Origin of the sequence: Micromonospora sp. KC606 (genome assembly GCF_004348675.1) — a bacterium.
In the GTDB taxonomy this organism is placed as follows: domain Bacteria; phylum Actinomycetota; class Actinomycetes; order Mycobacteriales; family Micromonosporaceae; genus Micromonospora.
This window is the reverse complement of record NZ_SMKN01000029.1, coordinates 21418-41559: the sequence shown is the minus strand read 5'-3', so window position 1 is coordinate 41559 and position 20142 is coordinate 21418. Positions and strand designations below refer to the sequence as shown.

Genomic DNA, 20142 nt, shown 5'->3' with positions numbered 1-20142 from the left:
TCCCCCGCCCACCGGAGACGTGCCGCCCACGGGCGGCTACCCTCCGCCGGGCGGCTACCCTCCGCCGGGCGCCGGCTACCCCGGCGGCGCGTACGGTGCCCCGCCCTCGGGCTACCCCAGTGGCGAGGACAAGACCTGGGCGCTGGTGGCGCACTTCGGCGGCGCGGCCGGCATGTTCCTCGGCGGTGGCGCGCTGGGCTGGCTGGCCCCGCTGATCGCGCTGCTGGCCCGCGGCAACCAGTCCCCGGCCGCCCGCGCGCACGCGGTCGCCGCGCTGAACTTCCAGATCCTCTGGTCGATCATCGCCGTGGTCGGCTGGATCCTCAGCTGCATCATCATCGGGATCTTCATCGGCCTCGCGGCCACGATCATCGGCATCATCTTCGGCATCGTCGCCGGAGTGAAGGCCAACGAGGGGCAGCTCTACCGCTACCCGATGTCGGCGAACTTCATCAAGTGACCCCCGACCGGCCGCTCCGGCGGCCGGTCGGTCTCCCGCTCAGGGCAGCAGGTCACGCACCACGGCGTCGGCGAGCAACCGGCCGCGCAGGGTGAGCACGGCCCGGCCCGCCGCGTACGCCGCCGGGTCGAGCAGGCCGTCGGCGAGCGCCCGCCGCGCCCCGGCCGCCCCGGTGGAACCCAGGGCTGCCAGCGGCAGGCCGGAGGCGAGCCGCAGCCGCAGCATCACGTCCTCCGTGTGCGCCTCGCCGGCGGTCAGCACCTCCCGGGCCAGGCCGGGCGACTCGCCGGCGACCAGCCGCCTCGCGTACGCCGAGGGGTGCTTGACGTTCCACCAGCGCACCCCGCCGACGTGACTGTGCGCTCCCGGGCCCAGGCCCCACCAGTCCGCGCCGGTCCAGTAGAGCAGGTTGTGCCGGCACCGGGCCGCCTCGCCACGCGCCCAGTTGGACACCTCGTACCAGGAGAGGCCGGCGGCGTCGAGGGCGGCCTCCGCCGCCAGGTAACGGTCCGCCGCCACGTCGTCGGAGGGGTACGGCAGCTCACCGCGACGCATCCGGGCGGCGAGCCGGGTGCCGTCCTCCACGATCAGGGCGTACGCGCTGACGTGGTCGACGCCCGCGGCGACGACCTGCGCCAGCGAGGCGGCGAAGTCCGCCGCGCTCTCCCCCGGCGTGCCGTAGATCAGGTCCAGGTTGACGTGGTCGAACCCGGCGTCCCGGGCCTCCCCGGCGGCGGCGACGGCCCGGCCGGCGCTGTGCTGCCGGTCGAGGACCGCCAGCACCCCCGACGCGGCCGACTGCATGCCGAGCGAGACGCGGGTGTAGCCGGCCGCCCGCAGGGTCTTCAACGACCCGGGGGTCACCGACTCGGGGTTGGCCTCGGTGGTCACCTCGGCGTCGGCGGCCAGTCCCCAGGTGCGGTCGATGCCGTCGAGGATCCTGGCCAGGTCGTCGGCGGGGAGCAGGGTCGGGGTGCCGCCGCCGACGAAAACGGTGTCCACCCGGGGCGGCGGGGCGTCGCCGAGCACCCGGGCCGCGAGCGCCAGTTCGGCGAGCACCGCGTCGACGTACGACTCGCGGTCCGCGCCGCCGCCCAGTTCGGCCGCCGTGTACGTGTTGAAGTCGCAGTAGCCGCAGCGGCTGGCGCAGAACGGGACGTGGACGTACACGCCGAAGCCACGCGCGCCGACGGCGTGCAGGGCGGTGGCGGGCAGCGATCCGTCGGCGGGGACGGTCTCACCTTCTGGAAGGAGGCCGGGCATGGCCACTAGTGTGCCCGGCATGACCAGTTCCGACGGCCTCGTGCGGGTCGCCACGGACCGTGGGGTGACCACCCTCACCCTGGACAGCCCGCACAACCGCAACGCGCTCTCCACCCCGTTGATGTCCGAGCTGCTGGCCGGGATCGCCGCGGCCGGCGCCGACGACACGGTCCGGGTGCTCGTGCTGGACCACACCGGGCCGGTCTTCTGTTCCGGGGCGGACCTCAAGGAGACGGCTGCCGCGTACGCCAGCGGCACGGTGCCCGCCGGGATGCTCGGCGACGTGCTGGCGGCGGTCTGGGAGTGCCCGAAGCCGGTGCTGGCGAAGGTGGCCGGTCCGGCGCGGGCCGGCGGGCTGGGGTTGATCGCGGCGGTCGACCTGGCGGTGTGCGCCGAGGAGGCGACGTTCGCCTTCACCGAGGTACGGATCGGCGTGGTCCCGGCGGTCATCTCCGCCACCGTGCTGCCACGGCTGCACCCGCGCGCGGCGGCCGAGCTGTACCTCACCGGGGACACCTTCGACGGCCGGCGGGCCGCCGAGATCGGTCTGGTGACCGCCGCGGTGCCGGCAGCCGGGCTGGACGCGGCGGTCGAGGGGTTCTGCGCCTCGCTGGTGCGTGGGGCGCCGAAAGCGCTCGCCGGGGCGAAGGAACTGCTGCGCCGACCGGTCGGCGCCGACCTGCGCGCCGAGCTCGCCGCGCTGTCGGCCGTCTCCACCGGCTTCTTCCTCTCGCCGGAGGGACGTGAGGGGGTGGCCGCCCTCCGCGAGAGGCGGGACGCGGCCTGGGTGCCGGCTCCGGCGGAGGATGGACCGGGTTAGCCAGCCTGCCCGAACTGCCGCCTCTATCCGCTTTTAGTCCCTTATTTTCCGGGCAAAGTGAACCGGTCGACCGACCCGGTTCACCTTCGAGGAGACGTACGCTTGGGAATCCTGAAACAGGAGGTGCGGGTGCGAAATCGGGCAATCGTGGCAGCCGGTGTCGTGGTCACGGTGGTAGCCCTGCTCGGGGTCTACGCCATCCAGCAGCTCGGCGATCGTCTCCGGCTTCCGCTGGTCAGCCGCACCTGCACCGTGCAGGCCGACGGCACGGTGCAGCTCGACGCCGCACAGATGGCCAACGCGGCGACGATCGCGGCGATCGGCATGCAGCGGAAGATGCCCGAACGGGCGGTGGTGGTGGCGCTGGCCACCGCCTACCAGGAATCCGGGCTGCGCAACCTCGCGCACGGCGACCGCGACTCGCTGGGCCTCTTCCAGCAGCGGCCGAGCCAGGGCTGGGGCACCCCCGAGCAGATCCAGGACCAGCGGTACGCCGCGAACCGGTTCTACGCCGCACTCAAGAAGGTGCGCGGGTGGGAAACGATGCGGGTCACCGACGCCGCCCAGGCCGTGCAACGGTCGGCTTTCCCGACGGCATACCAGAAGTGGGCCGACGAGTCGGAGGTGCTGACGCGGGCCCTACTCGGCCAGGCGACCGGCGCGGTGGCCTGCACGGTGAGCAGCCGGCCGGCGATGCGCGGCGAGGCCGCCGCCGCCGCGCTCACCCGGGGCCTGACGCTGGACTGGGGCCTGGCGGGCACCTCCCCGGCGGCCGAGCTGACCGGCCTCACCGTCCCGGTCGCCGATCCGCGCGTGGGTTGGCGGTACGCCCACTGGCTGGTCTCGCACGCCCCCGACCACGGGTTGAAGCGGGTCCGCTTCGGTGGACTGGAGTGGACCGCCGAGGACGGCACCTGGGGCAGGATCGCCGACGGCCGCCCGACCGACGGGCAGGTGCTGGCGGAGGTCTTCGCCGAACGCTGACCGCCCGCCCTCGTCGTCCGGATACCGCTGTCGTGTCCGGACGGGTCCCGGTGCCGCCGGTCGTTGTCCGGGCCCACCCGGGCCGGCCGGGGCGTTCGGCCCAGCCCCTGAAGCTAAGGGCGGGTGCCGGTCACCCGGCGGCGGACCTTATCCAGCACCGGCCCGGGCAGGTCGGTGGCGTCGAGCAGCCGGGGCAGCAGCTCGGGCTGGAGGCTCATCGCCCGGAACACCTCCCCGACGGTGACCCCGTGCGCGGGCCGGTCCACCACCTCCACCGGATCCCCGGCGCCGATCTCGCCCTCCTGGAGCACCCGCAGGTACGCCCCGGGCGCCGCCCGCTCCGTGAAGCGCCGGATCAGGTCCGGTACGCCCCAGAAGCCGGCGAAGGTCGTGCACGGGGTACGCGGCTTCGTCACCTGGAGCACGGTGGAGCCGACCACCCACCGCTCGCCGATCACCGCGCCGGTCACGTCCACCGCCCAGGTGGTGAGGTTCTCGCCGAACGCGCCGGGCGGAATCTGCCGGCCCAACTCGGCCGACCACCACTCGGCGTCCTCCGCCGCGTACGCGTAGACCGCCTGATCGGGGCCGCCGTGGTGGGCCCGCTCACCGATGAAGTCGCCGTCGACCCCGGCGAAACGCACCGGCACCGGCCCGTCGGCCGGGCGCTTGTCGATCCCGCTGCGACCGCTCGCGTCGCCCGCCCACGCCGCCTCGGTCACCACGCCGAGGTTCACCGCCATCACCCTGCCCGTCATGGCGAAAGCCTAGCCGCGCGCGGTTCGACGCGCGGGGGTGATTCTGCCTCCCTTTGGGACTTGGCGGCGGGTGGGCCGGTCGGGGCCAGCCCTCGCCCGTGCCGGCGAGCAGGATGGCGGCCAACCGCCGCCGGACCCGGAACGGGCGCCCGACCAGGAGGTCGGACGCCCGTTCGACGCGTGTTGCGGCGGTCTTACCGGTGGGTGACGCTGCGTCGGCGACCCACCCCGGCCACCAGGGCCACGGCGACGGCGGCCAGCACGACCTGCACCAGCAGCTCACCCCAGTCGATGCCGGCGGTCGCGGTGGCGATGCCCATGGCCCGGGCCAGCACCGTACCCAGCAGGGCCGCGCCGACACCGATCAGCATGTGCAGCCACATCGGCATGTCCTGGCGGCCCGGCACGAGCAGGCGGCCCAGAGCGCCGATGATGAGACCAACAACGAGCGCCGTGATGATGCCCCAAACGGTGAACTCCATGGTCGCCCTCCTTGAGAATCGAGTCACACGGTGTGTGTGGTTCCTGTCGTGACCGCTAAGTTCCCGACCGCCCGAAATCCCAAACCGAGGGCGCGGCGCGGGCCTCGCCCGACGTCGATGCCGCCGACCTCCGCCGGTTGCCCGGATTCGGTGGAAACCCAGGTCGATACGGCGAGAGCAGCGACGGACGGACCGCTGGAACGCCCGGAGAAGCCGGGAAAGGCGGGCGGAAGCGGGGAGCGCGGAGCCGGAGAACAGCCGGCGCCCCACCTCGCGGAGCGCCGGCCGTGACTCCTCGTGCTGGGCGGTTACTTCTTGCCGGGCGCCTTGCCGTCGCCGGAGTCGGAGGAGAGTGCGGCGATGAAGGCTTCCTGGGGCACCTCCACCCGGCCGACCATCTTCATCCGCTTCTTGCCTTCCTTCTGCTTCTCCAGCAGCTTGCGCTTCCGGCTGATGTCACCGCCGTAGCACTTGGCGAGGACGTCCTTGCGGATGGCGCGGATGGTCTCCCGGGCGATCACCCGGCTGCCGATGGCCGCCTGGATCGGCACCTCGAACTGCTGGCGCGGGATCAGGCTGCGCAGCTTCGCGGCGATCGTGGTGCCGTAGTTGTATGCCTTGTCCTTGTGCACGATCGCGCTGAACGCGTCCACCGGCTCGCCGTGCAGCAGGATGTCCACCTTGACCAGATCCGACGCCTGCTCACCGGAGGGCTCGTAGTCCAGCGACGCGTAACCCTTGGTGCGGCTCTTGAGCTGGTCGAAGAAATCGAAGATGATCTCCGCTAGGGGCAGCGTGTAGCGCAGCTCAACCCGGTCGGCGGAGAGGTAGTCCATGCCGAGCAGGCTGCCCCGGCGGCCCTGGCAGAGCTCCATCACCGCGCCGACGTAGTCGGTCGGGGTGAGCACGGTGGCGCGCACGACCGGCTCGTACACCTCGGCGATCTTGCCGGTGGGGTACTCGCTCGGGTTCGTCACCACGATCTCCTGGCCGTCCTCCGTGATCGCCCGGTAGACCACGTTGGGGGCGGTGGAGATCAGGTCGAGGTTGTACTCCCGCTCCAGCCGCTCCCGGATGATCTCCAGGTGCAGCAGGCCGAGGAAGCCGCAGCGGAAGCCGAAGCCGAGCGCGCCGGAGGTCTCCGGCTCGTAGTCCAGCGCGGCGTCGTTGAGCTTGAGCTTGTCCAGCGCCTCGCGGAGGTTGGGGTAGTCGGAGCCGTCGATCGGGTAGAGGCCGGAGTAGACCATCGGCTTCGGGTCCTTGTATCCGCCCAGAGCCGCCGTCGCCGGCCGCGAGTTGATGGTGATCGTGTCACCCACCCGCGACTGGCGGACGTCCTTCACACCGGTGATCAGGTAACCCACCTCGCCGACACCGAGCGCGTCGGCCTTCACCATCTCCGGCGAGATGACGCCGATCTCCAGCAGCTCGTGCACCGCGGCGGTGGACATCATCTTGATCCGGTCGCGGGCGCTGATCCGGCCGTCGATCACCCGGACGTAGGTGACCACGCCCCGGTACACGTCGTACACCGAGTCGAAGATCATCGCGCGGGCCGGGGCGTCCGCGTCGCCGACCGGCGGCACGAACTGCCGGACGATCTCGTCGAGCAGGTACGGCACGCCCGCACCGGTCTTGCCGGAGACCCTGATGCAGTCCGCCGGGTCGCCACCGATCAGGTGGGCCAGCTCCTCTGCGTACTTCTCCGGCTGGGCGGCCGGCAGGTCGATCTTGTTGAGCACCGGGATGATGCGCAGGTCGTCCTCGAGCGCCAGGTAGAGGTTCGCCAACGTCTGCGCCTCGATGCCCTGGGCGGCGTCCACCAGCAGGATCGCACCCTCGCAGGCGGCCAGCGAGCGGGACACCTCGTAGGTGAAGTCGACGTGGCCCGGAGTGTCGATCATGTTGAGGACGGCGGTCTCGCCGGCCCGGTCACCCTCGCGGATCGTCCACGGCATCCGGACGGCCTGGCTCTTGATGGTGATGCCACGCTCGCGCTCGATGTCCATCCGGTCGAGGTACTGCGCGCGCATCTGCCGGGGATCGACCACGCCGGTGAGCTGCAACATCCGGTCGGCCAGGGTCGACTTCCCGTGGTCGATGTGGGCGATGATGCAGAAGTTCCTGATCCGCGCCGGGTCGGTGGCACCAGGAGCGTTCGCGCCGGGATCGAGCGTCGGTGGCACAGCGGTCCGTTCTGGTCGGCTGACGTGAGCGGGCCGGCGCGCCGCCGGCCCCCTCTATGCTCCCACGTCGCTCCGGACGCGGTCCGATCACTCCTGGGGTGCCGGCGCAGCGGATCGGACGACACCGGCCATCCGCCCCACGCCCGCCCGCCGCACTCGGCGCCGGGACAGAGCGGCGGGGCGGCTCCGCTGGCCTACCCGGGCGCCACCGCCGGTCCTCCCCCGCCGGCGGATCGACCCTGCGCCGGGCTCGGCGCCTCTGCCGGGCTCGGTCACTCCGCCGGCGGCTCGACGAAGAGGGCGGCCAGTCGGGGTAGCCGGCGCCGGGCCTCGTCCTCGTCGTCGAAGTCCCAGAAGTCGTTGAGGTCCGGCACCGCGACCGGGTCGCGGCCCGCCGGCAGCTCGGCCGCGGTCGCCTTTCGGTACGCCGCCCAGGGCACCGCCAGCATCTTCTCGCAGGCGAACTCCTCGCCGCTCAGCGCGGCGGCCCGAACCCGGGGCAGCTCCGCGAGCGAGTCGGGGTCGGCGACCGCCCGGGCGAAGGCCACCCGCCCCTGGGTCATCAGCCAACCCCGGAAGTGCTCGAAGCCGTCGTCGGAGACGCCCCCGTTGATCAGGTACGCGGCGCCCCACAGGTCGACCTTGTGCGAGGCGGCCAGCACCCGCCGCTGGTGGTGGGCGTACCCGACGATCTCCTCCGGGTCGCGCTCGGCGAGCAGCGCGACCGCGCGGGCGGCGACCGCGTCGGGCTCTGTCCCAGCGCCCGCCCGCGCCCGGTCGATCAGCTGCCAGAAGTCGTCGGTCCTCATGGCCCGGCAGTCTCCCAGACCCCACTCCCGGCCCGACCGGGCAGCGGGAGCAGCACGCGGGTCACGGGTGACGGCAGCACCTCCGGCAGGGTCATGCATGTGTGGTTTTGGCTCGTCCCGGCCGACCTGGTAACCTGGCTCTTCGCGCAGCGATGAGCCATGCTCGTCGCGCGCACAAGCAGACCAAACCGAGCTATCAAGACGAGGCTGTCGCGTGGCGAACATCAAGTCCCAGATCAAGCGCAACCGGCAGAACGAGAAGCGCCGGCTGCGTAACAAGTCGGTCAAGTCGTCGCTGAAGACCGCCATCCGAAAGTTCCACGAGGCTGCGGAGGCCGGCGACGCAGAGAAGGCCGCCGTCCTCATGCGTGAGGCCACCCGCAAGCTGGACAAGGCTGCCAGCAAGGGTGTCATCCACGCCAACCAGGCGGCGAACCGGAAATCGGCGATCGCCAAGCGCGTCGACTCGCTCTCGGTCTGACCGAGCGGCCTCAGACCTGACCGGAAGCCCCGGGCGCTGCCCGGGGCTTCCGGCTGTTTGCGTCGCCGCCCCCTGGCGCGCGTTAATCGGCTTTCGTTTGCGGCATGTCAGGTTCTCCGGCGGCGTGCCCACCGCGTTTCGCCGCAGACCGCGACGATCTTGGAATCGGCCCCAGGTCGGATTCGGCCGGGTCAGCGGCGATGCGGGTCAGTGGAGCGATCGGTCGATCCGCGCGCCAAACCTGCTGAGCCCGGGGCCGCCCCCGGCACGGGCCGCCCCGACCCGGGCCACACGGGCCTCGGCCGGGCCTGCGCCACCCCCGACGGCTGCTGGCCCACGGCGAACGGGTACCGAATCGTGTCCGGCGACTTCCACGACAGGCCGGGGAGTGTCTCGGCGACCACGACGCCGGCCACCGTCCGGGGCACCCGGGCCCGCCCGACCACCGGCTCCACCTGCCGGCGGAACCGGTCCCGTTCCTGTTCCGGCACCAGCGCCGCCGAGCGGACCACCCGCTCGGCCACCACGTCGTTGAGCTTGACCATCATCGCCACCGCGAGGGGCAGCGCCGGCACGGCCCACCAGCTCACCAACTCGGCCAGGGCAAGCAGTACGGCGAGCGCCACGGCACCTTCGAAGAAGACGAAGCAGAGCACCCCACCCGGATTGACGAAGCGCAGTCCGAGCGCCCGGGCGTAGAGCGGTCGGTACCGCTCCGCCTCGGTCGGCACGGTGCGCCACGCCGTCCGGGTGGGGCCGGTCACCGGGCCCCGCCCCGCCGGGCGGCCGCGACCGAGAAGACCGCCTTCTCCAGGGCGTACGCCCGGTCGTCCGCGCCACCCTTGACCGCCGCGTTGCACTCCGCGGCGGCCCGCATCGCCTCGACCAGGCCCTCCGGCGTCCAGCCCCGGGCCCGCTGCTGAGCGTTCTTGATCTTCCAGGGAGGCATGCCGAGACTGCTGGCGAGCTGGTACGGATCGCCCCGTCCGGCGGCGGCCACCCGGGCCACGGTGCGGACCCCGTCGGCGAGGGCATCGGCGATCGGCACCGGGTCGACCCCGACGTGCAGCGCCCAGCGCAACGCCTCCAGCGCCGCCGGGACGTCCCCGATCATCGTCGCGTCGGCCACGGTGAAGCCGGTCACCTCCACCCGACCCTTGTAGTACCGGGCGACGGTGTCCGCGCCAATCCGCCGGTCGGTGTCGGCGAGCAGCTGGGAGCAGGCGGCGGCCAGCTCGCGCAGGTCGGCGCCGACAGCCGCGATCAACGCCTCGGCCGCGTCCTCGGTGCAGGTGCCACCGCCCCGACGGATCTCGTCACGGACGAAGGTGACCCGCTCGCGGTGGCCCTTGAGCTTCGCCGCGGGCACCACCGTGGCCCCGGCCGCCTTCAGCCCGTCGGCGAACGCCTTGCCCTTCGCCCCGCCCAGGTGCAGGACCACCAGTTGCACGTCCGGGTCGGGGTTCTTCGCGTACCCCAGCAGCTCGGCGACCAGATCCTTGCGGGCGTCCTGGCCGGCCCGAAGCACGAGCAGCCGGCGACCACCGAAGAGCGAAGGGCTGAGCATCTCGGCGACCTCGCCGGGGGTCAGCGCTCCGGCCTGGTACTCCCGGACGTCCACGTCGGGGCCGACGCTGCGGGCCCGCGCCACGGCTTCGGTCACCGCTCGCGTGGCGAGCAGCTCCTCGTCGCCGAGAACGAGGAGAATGGGAGGAGGGCCGGCGGCGGTCACGTCGCCCATCTTGGCACGCCCCACACGCGATCGTGCCTGCTCATCGGCAGCGCTGACGGCACGCCCCGCAGACAGCGCAAATCCAGGCATTTGCCATCATTATCTGATCTAAACCGCCAATCTGCCTCAATCCCTGAGGGCGCCCATCGGACCGGTGCGGCCGACGGTCAGCGTGCGGTCAGCGCCCACCCGGCTGCTGCCCCCGCACCACCACCGCCAAGCCGTGCCGCCCGGTCACCACCGCCACGTCCCCGTCGGTGTCCGTACGCAGCACCCGGGCCCCGCCCCGGCCCAGCCGCGCCAGGATGGAGGGGCTGGGGTGGCCGTAGTCGTTGCCCGTGCCCACCGGCACCACCGCGACCGCCGGCCGGACCGCGTCCAGGAACGCCGGATCCTGGTAGGCGCTGCCGTGGTGGGCCACCTTCAGCACCTCGGCCCGCAGCGCCCCGGGTGGAAGGCGGTCCAGCATGGCGCGCTGCTCCTCGGTTTCGGCATCCCCGGCAAGCAGGACCCGCACCCCGCCGACGGTCGCCCGGAGCACCAGGGAGTTGTTGTTCGGGTCGGATCGGGTGCCGCGCATCGGGTACGGCGGACCAAGCACCGTCAACTCCACCGCACCCGCCCGGTAGGACCAGCCGGCCGACGCGGCCTGCGGCGCCACGGCCCCGGCCGACGCTGCGGTGACCAGATCCCGCCCGGCCGCCGGCTCGGCGAGCGCAGGCGTCACCAGCCCGCCCAGCTTGCGGCCCCGCAGCACCCCGGCCACGCCACCCACGTGGTCGGCGTGGAAGTGGCTCACCACCAGCAGCGGCACCTCCCGCACGCCCAACCGGCGCAGGCAGCCGTCCACCGCCGCCGGCTCCGGGCCGGCGTCGACCACCACGGCCCGCCCGGCCGCCACCGGCAGCACCAACGCGTCCCCCTGGCCCACCGCGCAGCCGACCAGCACCCAGCCCGCTGGCGGCCAGCCTCCGGCCAGGATGCGCACCGGCAGGGCGCCCAGCATCGCCGCGACGGCGCAGACCGCCACCAGCCGCCGGACCACCGGACGCCGGGTGGCCAGCAGCAGCGCCACGGTCAGCGCGGCCAGCAGCAGCGCCCCCGCGACCCCGCCGGGCCAGGGCAGGGTGCCGGCCGGCATCCGGGCGCCCACCCTGGCCACCGTCACCAGCCACCAGGCCGGCCAGCTCGCCAGCCAGGCCACGAACTCGGCGGCGGCCGGCCAGCACGGCGAGACGGCGGCGGCCAGCACCCCGAGCACCGTGGCCGGCGCGATGGCCGGCACCGCCAGCAGGTTCGCCGGCACCGCGACCATGCTGACCGTCCCGGAGATCCCGGCCACCACCGGCCCGCAGGCGAGCTGCGCCGCCGCCGGAACGGCCAACGCCTCGGCCAGCCCCGCCGGCACGCCGCGCCGTCGCAGCACGTCCCGCCATCCCGGGGCGATCAGCAGCAACCCCGCCGTGGCCAGGACGGAGAGCGCGAAGCCGGCGTCCCCGGCCAGCTCCGGATCGAGCAACACCAGGACGGCCACCGCGGCACTCAGGGCGGGCAGCGCGGCACGGGGACGGCCGGCGGCGAGCGCGGCCAACCCGATCGCGCCCATGGTGGCCGCCCGGACCACACTCGGCGACGGGCGCACCAGCACGACGAACCCGACCAGGGCCAGCCCGCAGAGCACGGCTCCCGCCCTGGGACCGGCCCGGGCCCAGCGGGCGAGCAGCAGCACCGCACCGACCACGATGGCCACGTTGGATCCGGAGACCGCGTTGAGGTGGGTCATGCCGGTGGCCCGGAAGTCCTCCTCCACCCCGGCCGGCAGCGCACTGGTGTCCCCCACGACCAGGCCGGGCAGCAGACCGCCCTGCTCGTCCGGGAGCGGGGCGCAGGCCCGTTGCAGACCGGCGCGCAGCGTACCGGCGGCGCGCTGGAGCCACGGTGGCCGCCCGTGTGGCACGGGCGGGCCGGCCACGATGAGCACGGCGGCGGAGAGGTCCCCGCCGCGCGGCGCGGTCAGTCGCCCCTCGGCGGTGAGCCGCTGCCCCGGCAGCCGGCCCCGCCAGCCGGGGTCGGTCGCCAGCAGCAGCACCCGTACCGGGGCGGCGACCCGCTGGCCCTCGGAGCCGGTGAGGTGGACCAGCTCGGCCGGGACCAGCAGGGTCGGCGGACGCCCCGGGGCGCCCCGGATCGGGCGGGGGTCGTCGCGGACGACCAACTCGGCGGTGACCCGAACGCGTTCGTCGACCAACGCGCGCAGTGGCGCGGCGTCCCGGACTGACAGCCGGGCGGCCGTGGCACTGGCCCCGCAGACGACGCCGAGCAGCACCGCGACGGCGATCCAGCCGTGCCGGCGGACCGCCCCGGTCGGTCGGCCGAACCGACCGAGCAGGTGCCCGGCGGCTCCCGCGGCGAGACCGGCAGCGGTGGCGGCGAGCAGGGCGGCCCGGGGCGCGGTGAGATGCAGGGCGGCCAGGGCCGCCAGCCAGGTCGCCACCGCCAGCCCGGCCAGCCGCAGGTCGGGTACGTCGATCGGGAGTCGGCCGGCGGTGTGCGGGCCAGACGGGGCAACTTCCGCCGCGTGCGGCGGATGGCTGCCGGAGCCCGGGGCGGCGACCAGCCCGGTCACACCGTCACCAGATCCTTGAGTTGCTCGTACCGGGCGTCGCCGATTCCGTCGACCCGGCGCAGGTCACCCACCGATCGGAAGCCGCCGTGCTGGTCGCGGTGGGTCAGGATGCGCTGCGCGAGCACCGGGCCCACCCCGGGCAGCGCGTCGAGCTGGGCCAGAGTGGCGGTGTTCAGGTTGAGCCGTTCGCCGGGGCCGGGAGCAGCGCCGGCGGCCGGCGGGGCACCGGGCGCGGCGGGCATGGTGACACCCGGGGGTGCTGCGACGCCGACCAGGATCAGCTCTCCGTCGGAGACCTTGCGGGCCGGATTGAGCAGGGCGACGTCCACGCCGGGCAGCGCACCGCCGGCCGCCTGCACCGCGTCGGCCACCCGCGCGCCGGCCGGCACCCGGACCAGGCCCGGACGACGGACCTTGCCGGCGACCGCGACGACCAGCTCACCGGTAAGGCTGGCGGCTGCCTCGGGCGCGACGGACGCCCCGGCCAGAACCGATGCTTCGGGCACGGCCGGGGCCGACGGCCGAACCGGCTCGGCCTCCGGCCGGGACCGCCAGGCCCAGAGGCCCGCGCCGAACACCACCACCACGGAGACAACGGCCAGCGCCCGTACGCCCCGACGGCCCGGATCGAACGCGCCGGGCCCGGGCAGCCTGGAGGCGGGCGGGGTTGTTGCCTCCGCCCTGCCGGCCGCCGCTTCGGTCGCATCGGCATCAACCTCGACGGCGTGCCACGCCGCGGGTGGGACCGGTCCGACATGGGAGGTGTCCGCCGCTTCAGTTCCGCTCGCCCAGGCGTCCCGGCCACCAGCCGGCCGGGACGCCGACAATGACCGCGGCCCGGACGGCTCGTCTGAACCTTCTGCCACCAGCCGGCGCAGCCGCCGCCGCACCATCGTCTCCTCGTCATCCGACACAGCGTGAGGCTAGGCCGCTGACGGTCGCTGGCACCTGCCAGCGGTGAGCCTTTGAGGACAGCCGAGGGCCCTGTGGACAACCGCCTGATCACTTGTCCGATGTGGTACGCGGGTCCAGCCCTTCCGGAACGTGACCGACACGACGTGGGCCCTGACCCTCCAGCAGCCGGTCGAGCTGCGAATCTGGTCCCTATCCCGGCCCTCCAGGAAGCCTCCTGCTCGCCGCGGCACATCACGCGCACACTCGTCCGCTGGGTGAAGTTAGCCCGTTCCGACTTCCCCGACCGCGGCAAAGATCTTCCTTACCGGACCCCTGACAGCACCGCTGCCATTGTGGTCGACCACAGCGAATGGGATCTGCTGACGTCCGCCTCGGTTCGGGTCGGCGCCGGTGATGATGTCCAAGACAGATTCGGACGTGAGGTGGAGGTTCGTGCAGACCGACGCGAGCGGTGGCACCGAGAAACGACCTTCCTCGATGGCGTCGAAGCCGACCACGCGCACCTGATCCGGAACACGGATCCCATGGGTGGCCAAGGTGTAGACCGCCCCGAAAGCCAAAGTGTCGTTGAAGCAGAAGAGGCCGTCGAACTCCGCTCCGGAGGTCAACAGAAGCGCGGCCGCCTCGGACCCTTCCGCCCGGTTGAAATGCCGGACTGTCCCGACTAGCGCCGGCTCGAACTGAACGCCGGCGGCCGCGAGCGCGCGACGATAGCCCTCGAACCGTAGGGTGGAGGTGGCTGTCGAGCCTTCCTCTTGCACACCGATCACGGCGATCCGACGGCGACCGTCTCGCAGGAGGTGCTCGGTTGCTGCCGCTGCGGCGGCGACGTTGTCCACCCCCACGTGCGGCACGTTCGGGGTGGCCAGCGCCTGACCGTGCTCACCGATGAGGACCAGGGGAACGGCGCTGCGGCGTTTTCCCAGATCCTTGCCGGTAAGGGCGAGAGGGCTAAGCACGAGGCCCTCCAATGCCGGCAGGCCCACCCCTTCGCAGAGGGCAGCCTCCACATCGCGGCGCCCTTGCGTCTGGCTGACGATCACGTTGAGTGAGCGCTCCTCCGCCGCACGAAAGAAGGCCGACGCGAACTCGGCGAAGTAGGGCTCACGCAGATCGGGCATGGCCAACGCGACCAGGCCGCTGCGTCCGTTGCGAAGTTGCCGGGCGGCGAGGTTGGGCTGGTAGCCGAGTTCGTCGATGGCCGCCTGCACGCGGCGCCGCACCTGGTCACTGACCATCCCCGTGCCGTGGACGACATTCGAAACCGTCTTCGGGCTCACTCCAACTCGAACCGCCACATCGACGAGCCTGACGCGCGCCACCTTCGCCTCCCCGACCACGAACCCGTCCCCTCGCTAGGGGTTGACACTCACTTCGGACGGACACTACTGTGCGATGCGCCCAAGTTCAACGTTGAACTTGCCCTTGACCAGGCAACCAGCTCTTTACATAGAGTTTTCCCCTGGGCTAGTTCAACGTTGAATTGAGATGTCAGGCGTAGGAGGTCCCCGTGCATCCTCTGGGAGGACGGTTCAAGCCGTACCTGTACATCCTTCCGGTGGCCACCGTCTCCGGCCTGCTCATCTACTTCTCCATCGGCTTCACCGCCTACGCCAGCCTCACGGACTGGGACGGCCTACGCCGGATGGACTTCGTAGGTTTGGCGAACTACCGCACATTGCTCTCGGACCGGACCTTCTGGATCGCCCTGCGCAACACGTTGCAGTTCCTCGTCGTGACAGTCGTCGTGCAGGCGTGCCTGGGGCTGCTGGTGGCGGTGATCTGCAAGGAACGCCTGCGCGGCAGCAACGTTTTCAAGGCGATCTTCTTCATGCCGATAGCGATGGCCCCGGCAATTATCGCGACGGTCCTGAAGTACGTGATGGAGGCGAACTACGGTTCCCTGAACGAGTCGTTGCGCACCCTGGGCCTGCTCGGTGATGGCGAGGTCATCCAGTGGCTGGGGCGCGACCTAGGAATCTGGTCAATCATCGCCATCAACATCTTCCAGTGGATGGGATTCTCGATGATGGTCTACTTCTCGGGACTCATGTCGATCCCGGACGAGCTGTACGAGGCGGCGATGCTGGACGGCGCCGGCTGGTGGCGCCGGCTGTTCAGCGTCACTATACCGTCGCTGCGCGGCACCACGAATGTACTGATCATCCTCGGGATCGTCGGCTCGCTGAAGACCTTCGACATCGTCTGGCTGACCACAGGCGGCGGCCCAGGTGTCTCGACACATTTCTTGGGCACCTTCCTCTACCAGGCTCGCGCCGACCGGGAAGCCGGCTACGCGTCCGCGATCGGGATATCCATCCTCGTCGTCGCATTCGCGCTGTCCATGGTCCAGATCAAGCTAGCTGATCGAAAGTAGTGACTGAGCCGATGAAAAAAACGCTGCCAGCCAAGGTTGCCATGTACGGCGCGCTTGTGTTCATGTCGGCACTGTGGCTGTACCCAGTCGCCATTGCCCTGTACAAGTCGACCAGCGTAGGCGGCTGGCACAACTACGCTGTCGTGCTGAATCACCCGACATTCAACTACTGGCACGCGGTCGGCAACAGCTTCCTGATGGCGGGCACAACGGCGCTCGTCGTCATGCTCATCTCCTCGCTAGGAGGCTACGCTTTTTCAAAAATGGCCTTCCGCGGCAAGAACGTCATCTACAATGCGCTCCTGGCGTGTCTGGCCGTACCCGTCGCCGCCCTCGTCACGCCATTGTTCTTCTCGATCCGGACCATCGGCCTCCGGGACACCTATGCCGGCGTCATCATCCCGCTCATCGCCTTCAACGTCCTGATGATGCTAATGATCATGAGAAATCACTGTGATGCGATTCCTGACGAGATCATCGACGCTGCCCGGGTAGACGGTGCCTCCACGTTCCGTATCTACCGGTCGGTCCTGATGCCGCTGAGCGGTCCGGCCCTGGCCAACGTCGGTGTCCTCTCCTTCGTGTACTCATGGAACGAGTACCTGCTGCCGACGCTGCTGCTGAAGTCTCCCGAGAAGTTTCCCGTCACTCAAGCTATCTCGCTCCTACAGTTCGACCGGATGAGCCAGGAGCAGATCTCCCAGTTGTATGCAGGCCTGATCCTGATGACGATCCCGTCGGTCATCGTCTACCTGTTCAGCCAGCGCTTCCTCCAGGCTGGCATCGCGTCCGGGGCGGTGAAGGGTTGAGCGGCCCGACCAGCGTGACGTCGTTGACGACAGCGGCCAGGGCGAGCCGGTACACCAACCCGGTCGCCTACCGCGACGGCGTCGAACGGACCAATCCCGACCCATTCGTGTTGCGCTTCCGCGGCCGCTACTGGTGCTACTCATCCGATGCGGCCGGCGTGAACGTCAGCGTTTCCTCGGACCTGGTGACTTGGGAATTCCTGGGCCACGCCCTTCAGGTTGACGGCCGATCCGACTACTGGGCGCCGTGCGTGATCTACGTCTCCGGCACCTTCTGGATGTACTTCTCCAACCGGCCGGCCGGCTCAGAGGACCCGCACGAGGAGGTCCTCCAAGTCGCGACCAGTGACCATCCCGAGGGCCCGTTCACGATGCGGCGGGCGTTGTTCGACACATTCTCCATCGACCCGCACGTCGTGCGAGACCCCGACACCGGCGAGTACGTCATGTTCTATTCGACGAACGACGTCACCGGGCTCAGCAGCGATAACGCGGGCACGTCGATCGTGGTCGACCGCATGGTTGCCATGGATCGGTTGCTCGGTCAGCCGCGACCGGTGGTCGTGCCGACGCTTGACGAGGAGATCTTCCAGAGGAACCGGTTCGGAGACGGACGCGACTGGTACACGGTCGAAGGCGCCACGTTTATCACCCACGGTGACACCGCCTTCCTCACGTACTCAGGCAACGCGTATGTCGGTGAGGACTACTTCATCGGCTACGCCCGCGCAGCCCTGTCCGGCCCGGTCGCCGATTTGTCATGGCGCAAGTTCCCCGAGGACTTCGGGTATGCCCCGCTGGTACGCCGCAACGCGGTGGTCGAGGGCACCGGGCACAACTGCGTGGTGCGGGCACCGAACCTCGTGGATGACTGGATCGTCTACCACGGTCGAGATGTCGCACAACCCCTGGACCCTGCCGTCGAGCAGCGGGTGATGCGAATCGACCACCTGTTCCACGACGGGAACCGGCTGACAACCGATGCGCCGACCTGGCAGCCGCAGCAGACTCCAGCAGCGGCGAACCTGTTCGAGGACTTCGCGGACGAGCGGCTCACGGACGCTTGGACGGTCATCTGCGGCGAGATCACCATCGGGGACCATGAGCTGCGCACCGCGAGCAGCGCCCCAGCCCTGCTCCTTCACGAGGCGACGTTTCGGCACGTCACCGCTGAGGTGTATCTGAGGGCTGAGATCAGCGATGCCGGCGCCCAGGTCGGACTCGTTCCCATCTACCACCACAAAGGCAACTACACCGCGCTGCTCCTCGACGCCGCGACCTCGACCGTGCAGGCCGTCGCGGTCCGCAACAGCATCGCGACCACACTCGCGACCGCGACCCTGCGCGACCTCGACCTCAAGGCGTGGCATCTCCTGCAGGTCCAGCGGACCTTCGACCTGCTCGAGGTATGGGTCGACGGCGCCTTCGCGCTGTCCGTACGCACTGGGGACGACCGTGCCGCACGGCTGGGCCTGAGTGCGGTGTCGCCCCGGGCAGCGTTCTCGGCACTCACCGCAACCGATCACCTCGACCTGTCCGGTCCGAGGCTGGGATACCTACCACGGGTCTTCAGCGCAGACCGGCAGGTGCGGCTGACCGACCGAGGACTGGGCACCCCATTCCGCCGCCCGGTCCGACTCACCAGCGAGGGCCTAGAGCCCGGCGTCGTCCTCACCCATGAGATCGAGTTCGTCGCACCGTACGGGCGCGTCTCCCTCACACCTGTCCAGATCGACCCGGGCACCTTCCTCCGCCTTGAGCTGGACGCATCCTCCTACCGAGTCGTGTGCCGCAGCAACGGAACGGAGGAATTCTGCGGGCAGGGTTCCGTGGAGCGCCATTCGTCGGTGCGTACCCAGGCCACCGGGGACGGTCTGGCCGTGCGCGTCGGCGGCCACACCTACCAGATTCCGATCAGCGTCCGCGTCGCCTTCTCGCAGTCTGTGGAACTCACCGGGGCAATACTGCGCAGCTTCGTAACAACATCGCTTGCCGAGCACCCGCGCGGCGTTCAACGAAGGAAGGAAATAGATGAAAGCGATCAGTAGTAGAGGGACCCTGCGCGCGGGCACAGCCGTTGCGGTCGTGCTCAGCTTGGCCCTGGCCGGCTGCGGCTCTGACTCCCAGGACGACACCGGCTCCGGCGGCGACGTCGAGCTGTCCTTCCACTCGTGGCTCCCGACGCAGGACCACTGGAAGGAACTGGTTTCGGCCTACGAGGCGCAGAATCCGAACATCAAAATCAACTTCACCCGGGATGAAGATTACGCGGCCTACAAGACCAAGCTCGACAACGAGATCCTCGCCGAGGAGACGCCCGACATCTACGGCATCCAGGTCGGCTCGTCCTTCGACTCCTACGCCGGTTACGCGATGCCGGTCAAGGATTACGCGTCCGACTGGATCGGCGACGTCAACGCCGAGTCGGTCAAGCAGACGACAACCGCCAAGGGCGAGGTCGCCGCGGTGCCGATTCTTAACGCCGGCATGGAGTTCTACCTCTACAACAAGACCCTGTTCGACAAGCTGGGTTTGTCCCTGCCGACGACGTACGACGAACTCGTCTCGGTGAGCAAGGCCGCACAGTCCGCCGGCTACTCACCATTCGCGATGGGAGCGGCCGATACGTGGCACGACTCAGACTTCTTCGTCTGGTTGTCCAACCAGTATGGCGACGGTGGAGACGTGTACAAGGCCGCCAAGGGTGAGATCCCGTGGGACTCCGACAACCTGGTCGCAGCCGCCAAGGCGTGGCAACGGCTGTTCACCGACGGGGTGTTCCAGAAAGCCGCGACCACCACGACGACGTACCCGTCCGCTCGCGACGACTTCTTCCTCGCCGGCAAGTCCATCGCGTTCCCGACCGGCTCGTGGCACGTGGGCGCGGCATTGTCGACCAGCCCGGAGGTGCCCGGCACCAAAGTCGAGAAGGACCAGATCGGCATGGCGGCCTTCCCCACAATCGGTCCCCGCAACGCCGGTGCCACCTCGGGTGTCGACTTCGCGCTCGCGGTGAGTTCCAACCTGTCTGGCGCCAAGAAGGACGCGGCGGCGAAGTTCGTCAAGTTCATGGCGGTCGGCGACGGTCAGCAGCAGTGGGTCAACACCCTGCAGGGCTTCCCTGTGGCGAACGGCATGTCGATCAAGCTCGGCGACAACGAGTCGCAGCTCGCCAAGGCCAGCGTTGACCTGGTCACCACGTCGCTCGCCGGGAGCAAGCACCCGCGCAAGCTGACCGGGGGCAAGGACTCTCTCGAGACCGACCTGGGTGTGGTGCTACAGAACATCGCCGAGGGTGCGGACCCGGCGAAGGAGCTCGCGTCGCTCAACAAGTGACAGTCCGGGACGGCACAGGCGATGTCGACCATCCCGGCTGTGGGGGCGGTCGGGGCGGCGCATCGTGCACTGGCGCATGATCGCCATGCCCGTAGACGCTCGGG

At 70.7% G+C, this 20142-nt stretch carries 18 protein-coding genes; 8 read left to right on the top strand and 10 right to left on the bottom strand.

Translation table 11 applies throughout. The features are described 5' to 3' along the window. On the top strand, positions 1-460 hold a 460-nt coding region (locus E1193_RS09740; protein WP_132182345.1), incomplete at its 5' end, for a DUF4870 domain-containing protein. A gap of 39 nt (positions 461-499) precedes the next feature. Here E1193_RS09740 and hemW read toward each other — a convergent pair. Continuing rightward, on the bottom strand, positions 500-1723 hold the full coding sequence (hemW, locus tag E1193_RS09735) for a radical SAM family heme chaperone HemW (protein ID WP_207922645.1): 1224 nt from the start codon (positions 1721-1723) through the stop codon (positions 500-502). A 19-nt stretch (positions 1724-1742) separates the two neighbouring features. On the opposite strand from hemW, the gene E1193_RS09730 reads away from it, so the two are divergent. Both E1193_RS09730 and E1193_RS09725 read left to right on the top strand, forming a co-directional pair. Then, entirely contained in the window at positions 1743-2543 is an 801-nt protein-coding gene (locus tag E1193_RS09730) for an enoyl-CoA hydratase-related protein (RefSeq protein WP_132182349.1), read from the top strand. 123 nt (positions 2544-2666) lie between these two features. Next, positions 2667-3527 (top strand): hypothetical protein, encoded by an 861-nt coding sequence (locus E1193_RS09725; RefSeq protein ID WP_165945693.1) that lies wholly within the window; start codon positions 2667-2669, stop codon positions 3525-3527. Between the two features lie 113 nt (positions 3528-3640). Here the strand turns inward: E1193_RS09725 and E1193_RS09720 are convergent, their stop codons facing one another. From E1193_RS09720 to E1193_RS09705, 4 genes are all read right to left on the bottom strand, one after another. After that, a complete protein-coding gene (locus E1193_RS09720; RefSeq protein ID WP_243707466.1) occupies positions 3641-4270 on the bottom strand; it encodes an MOSC domain-containing protein in 630 nt (209 codons plus the stop codon). 209 nt (positions 4271-4479) lie between these two features. Further along, positions 4480-4767, bottom strand: coding sequence for a GlsB/YeaQ/YmgE family stress response membrane protein (locus tag E1193_RS09715; RefSeq protein ID WP_132182337.1), 288 nt, complete (start codon positions 4765-4767; stop codon positions 4480-4482). 308 nt (positions 4768-5075) lie between these two features. After that, positions 5076-6953, bottom strand: coding sequence for a translation elongation factor 4 (gene lepA / locus E1193_RS09710; RefSeq protein ID WP_132182335.1), 1878 nt, complete (start codon positions 6951-6953; stop codon positions 5076-5078). Between the two features lie 272 nt (positions 6954-7225). Next, positions 7226-7762 (bottom strand): DUF4240 domain-containing protein, encoded by a 537-nt coding sequence (locus E1193_RS09705; protein ID WP_132182333.1) that lies wholly within the window; start codon positions 7760-7762, stop codon positions 7226-7228. A 214-nt stretch (positions 7763-7976) separates the two neighbouring features. Here E1193_RS09705 and rpsT point away from each other — a divergent pair, with 214 nt between their 5' ends. Then, the gene (rpsT, locus tag E1193_RS09700) at positions 7977-8243 is read left to right on the top strand and encodes a 30S ribosomal protein S20 (protein WP_132182331.1); all 267 of its coding nucleotides are present in this window, start codon (positions 7977-7979) and stop codon (positions 8241-8243) included. 191 nt (positions 8244-8434) lie between these two features. Here rpsT and E1193_RS33050 read toward each other — a convergent pair whose 3' ends face one another. The 5 genes from E1193_RS33050 to E1193_RS09675 all read right to left on the bottom strand — a co-directional run bounded on the left by E1193_RS33050 (position 8435) and on the right by E1193_RS09675 (position 14856). Then, positions 8435-9007, bottom strand: a complete 573-nt coding sequence (locus E1193_RS33050; protein WP_243707463.1) for a hypothetical protein — start codon at positions 9005-9007, stop codon at positions 8435-8437. Further along, positions 9004-9984 carry a DNA polymerase III subunit delta gene (gene holA / locus E1193_RS09690; protein ID WP_132182329.1) on the bottom strand — a complete coding sequence of 327 codons (981 nt, stop codon included), beginning with the start codon at positions 9982-9984 and terminating at the stop codon, positions 9004-9006. Before holA ends, E1193_RS33050 begins: the two co-directional genes overlap by 4 nt. A 169-nt stretch (positions 9985-10153) precedes the next feature. Next, on the bottom strand, positions 10154-12505 hold the full coding sequence (locus E1193_RS09685; RefSeq protein WP_132182347.1) for a ComEC/Rec2 family competence protein: 2352 nt from the start codon (positions 12503-12505) through the stop codon (positions 10154-10156). Positions 12506-12597: 92 nt separating this feature from the next. Next, positions 12598-13515 carry a ComEA family DNA-binding protein gene (locus tag E1193_RS09680; RefSeq protein WP_132182327.1) on the bottom strand — a complete coding sequence of 306 codons (918 nt, stop codon included), beginning with the start codon at positions 13513-13515 and terminating at the stop codon, positions 12598-12600. A gap of 261 nt (positions 13516-13776) precedes the next feature. After that, positions 13777-14856, bottom strand: coding sequence for a LacI family DNA-binding transcriptional regulator (locus E1193_RS09675; protein ID WP_132182325.1), 1080 nt, complete (start codon positions 14854-14856; stop codon positions 13777-13779). A 170-nt stretch (positions 14857-15026) separates the two neighbouring features. Here E1193_RS09675 and E1193_RS09670 point away from each other — a divergent pair, with 170 nt between their 5' ends. From E1193_RS09670 to E1193_RS09655, 4 genes are read left to right on the top strand one after another with little or no spacing between them, the layout of a single operon-like run. Further along, complete coding sequence (locus tag E1193_RS09670; RefSeq protein WP_132182323.1) at positions 15027-15893, top strand: sugar ABC transporter permease; 867 nt, start codon at positions 15027-15029, stop codon at positions 15891-15893. Between the two features lie 11 nt (positions 15894-15904). Next, positions 15905-16702: a carbohydrate ABC transporter permease gene (locus tag E1193_RS09665; RefSeq protein ID WP_132182321.1), complete on the top strand. Its 798-nt coding sequence runs from the start codon at positions 15905-15907 to the stop codon at positions 16700-16702. Then, positions 16699-18750 carry a glycoside hydrolase family 43 protein gene (locus E1193_RS09660; RefSeq protein WP_132182319.1) on the top strand — a complete coding sequence of 684 codons (2052 nt, stop codon included), beginning with the start codon at positions 16699-16701 and terminating at the stop codon, positions 18748-18750. Before E1193_RS09665 ends, E1193_RS09660 begins: the two co-directional genes overlap by 4 nt. A 37-nt stretch (positions 18751-18787) precedes the next feature. Then, entirely contained in the window at positions 18788-20038 is a 1251-nt protein-coding gene (locus E1193_RS09655) for an extracellular solute-binding protein (RefSeq protein WP_165945692.1), read from the top strand. Positions 20039-20142 lie beyond the last annotated feature (104 nt).

What these genes read in the sequence shown, in the direction of transcription:
- holA (WP_132182329.1), bottom strand. Translation starts at nt 9,984, where the DNA reads ATGGGCGACGTGACCGCCGCCGGCCCTCCTCCCATTCTCCTCGTTCTC.
- E1193_RS09665 (WP_132182321.1), top strand. Translation starts at nt 15,905, where the DNA reads ATGAAAAAAACGCTGCCAGCCAAGGTTGCCATGTACGGCGCGCTTGTG.
- hemW (WP_207922645.1), bottom strand. Translation starts at nt 1,723, where the DNA reads ATGCCCGGCCTCCTTCCAGAAGGTGAGACCGTCCCCGCCGACGGATCG.
- E1193_RS09715 (WP_132182337.1), bottom strand. Translation starts at nt 4,767, where the DNA reads ATGGAGTTCACCGTTTGGGGCATCATCACGGCGCTCGTTGTTGGTCTC.
- E1193_RS09705 (WP_132182333.1), bottom strand. Translation starts at nt 7,762, where the DNA reads ATGAGGACCGACGACTTCTGGCAGCTGATCGACCGGGCGCGGGCGGGC.
- E1193_RS09730 (WP_132182349.1), top strand. Translation starts at nt 1,743, where the DNA reads ATGACCAGTTCCGACGGCCTCGTGCGGGTCGCCACGGACCGTGGGGTG.
- E1193_RS09720 (WP_243707466.1), bottom strand. Translation starts at nt 4,270, where the DNA reads ATGGCGGTGAACCTCGGCGTGGTGACCGAGGCGGCGTGGGCGGGCGAC.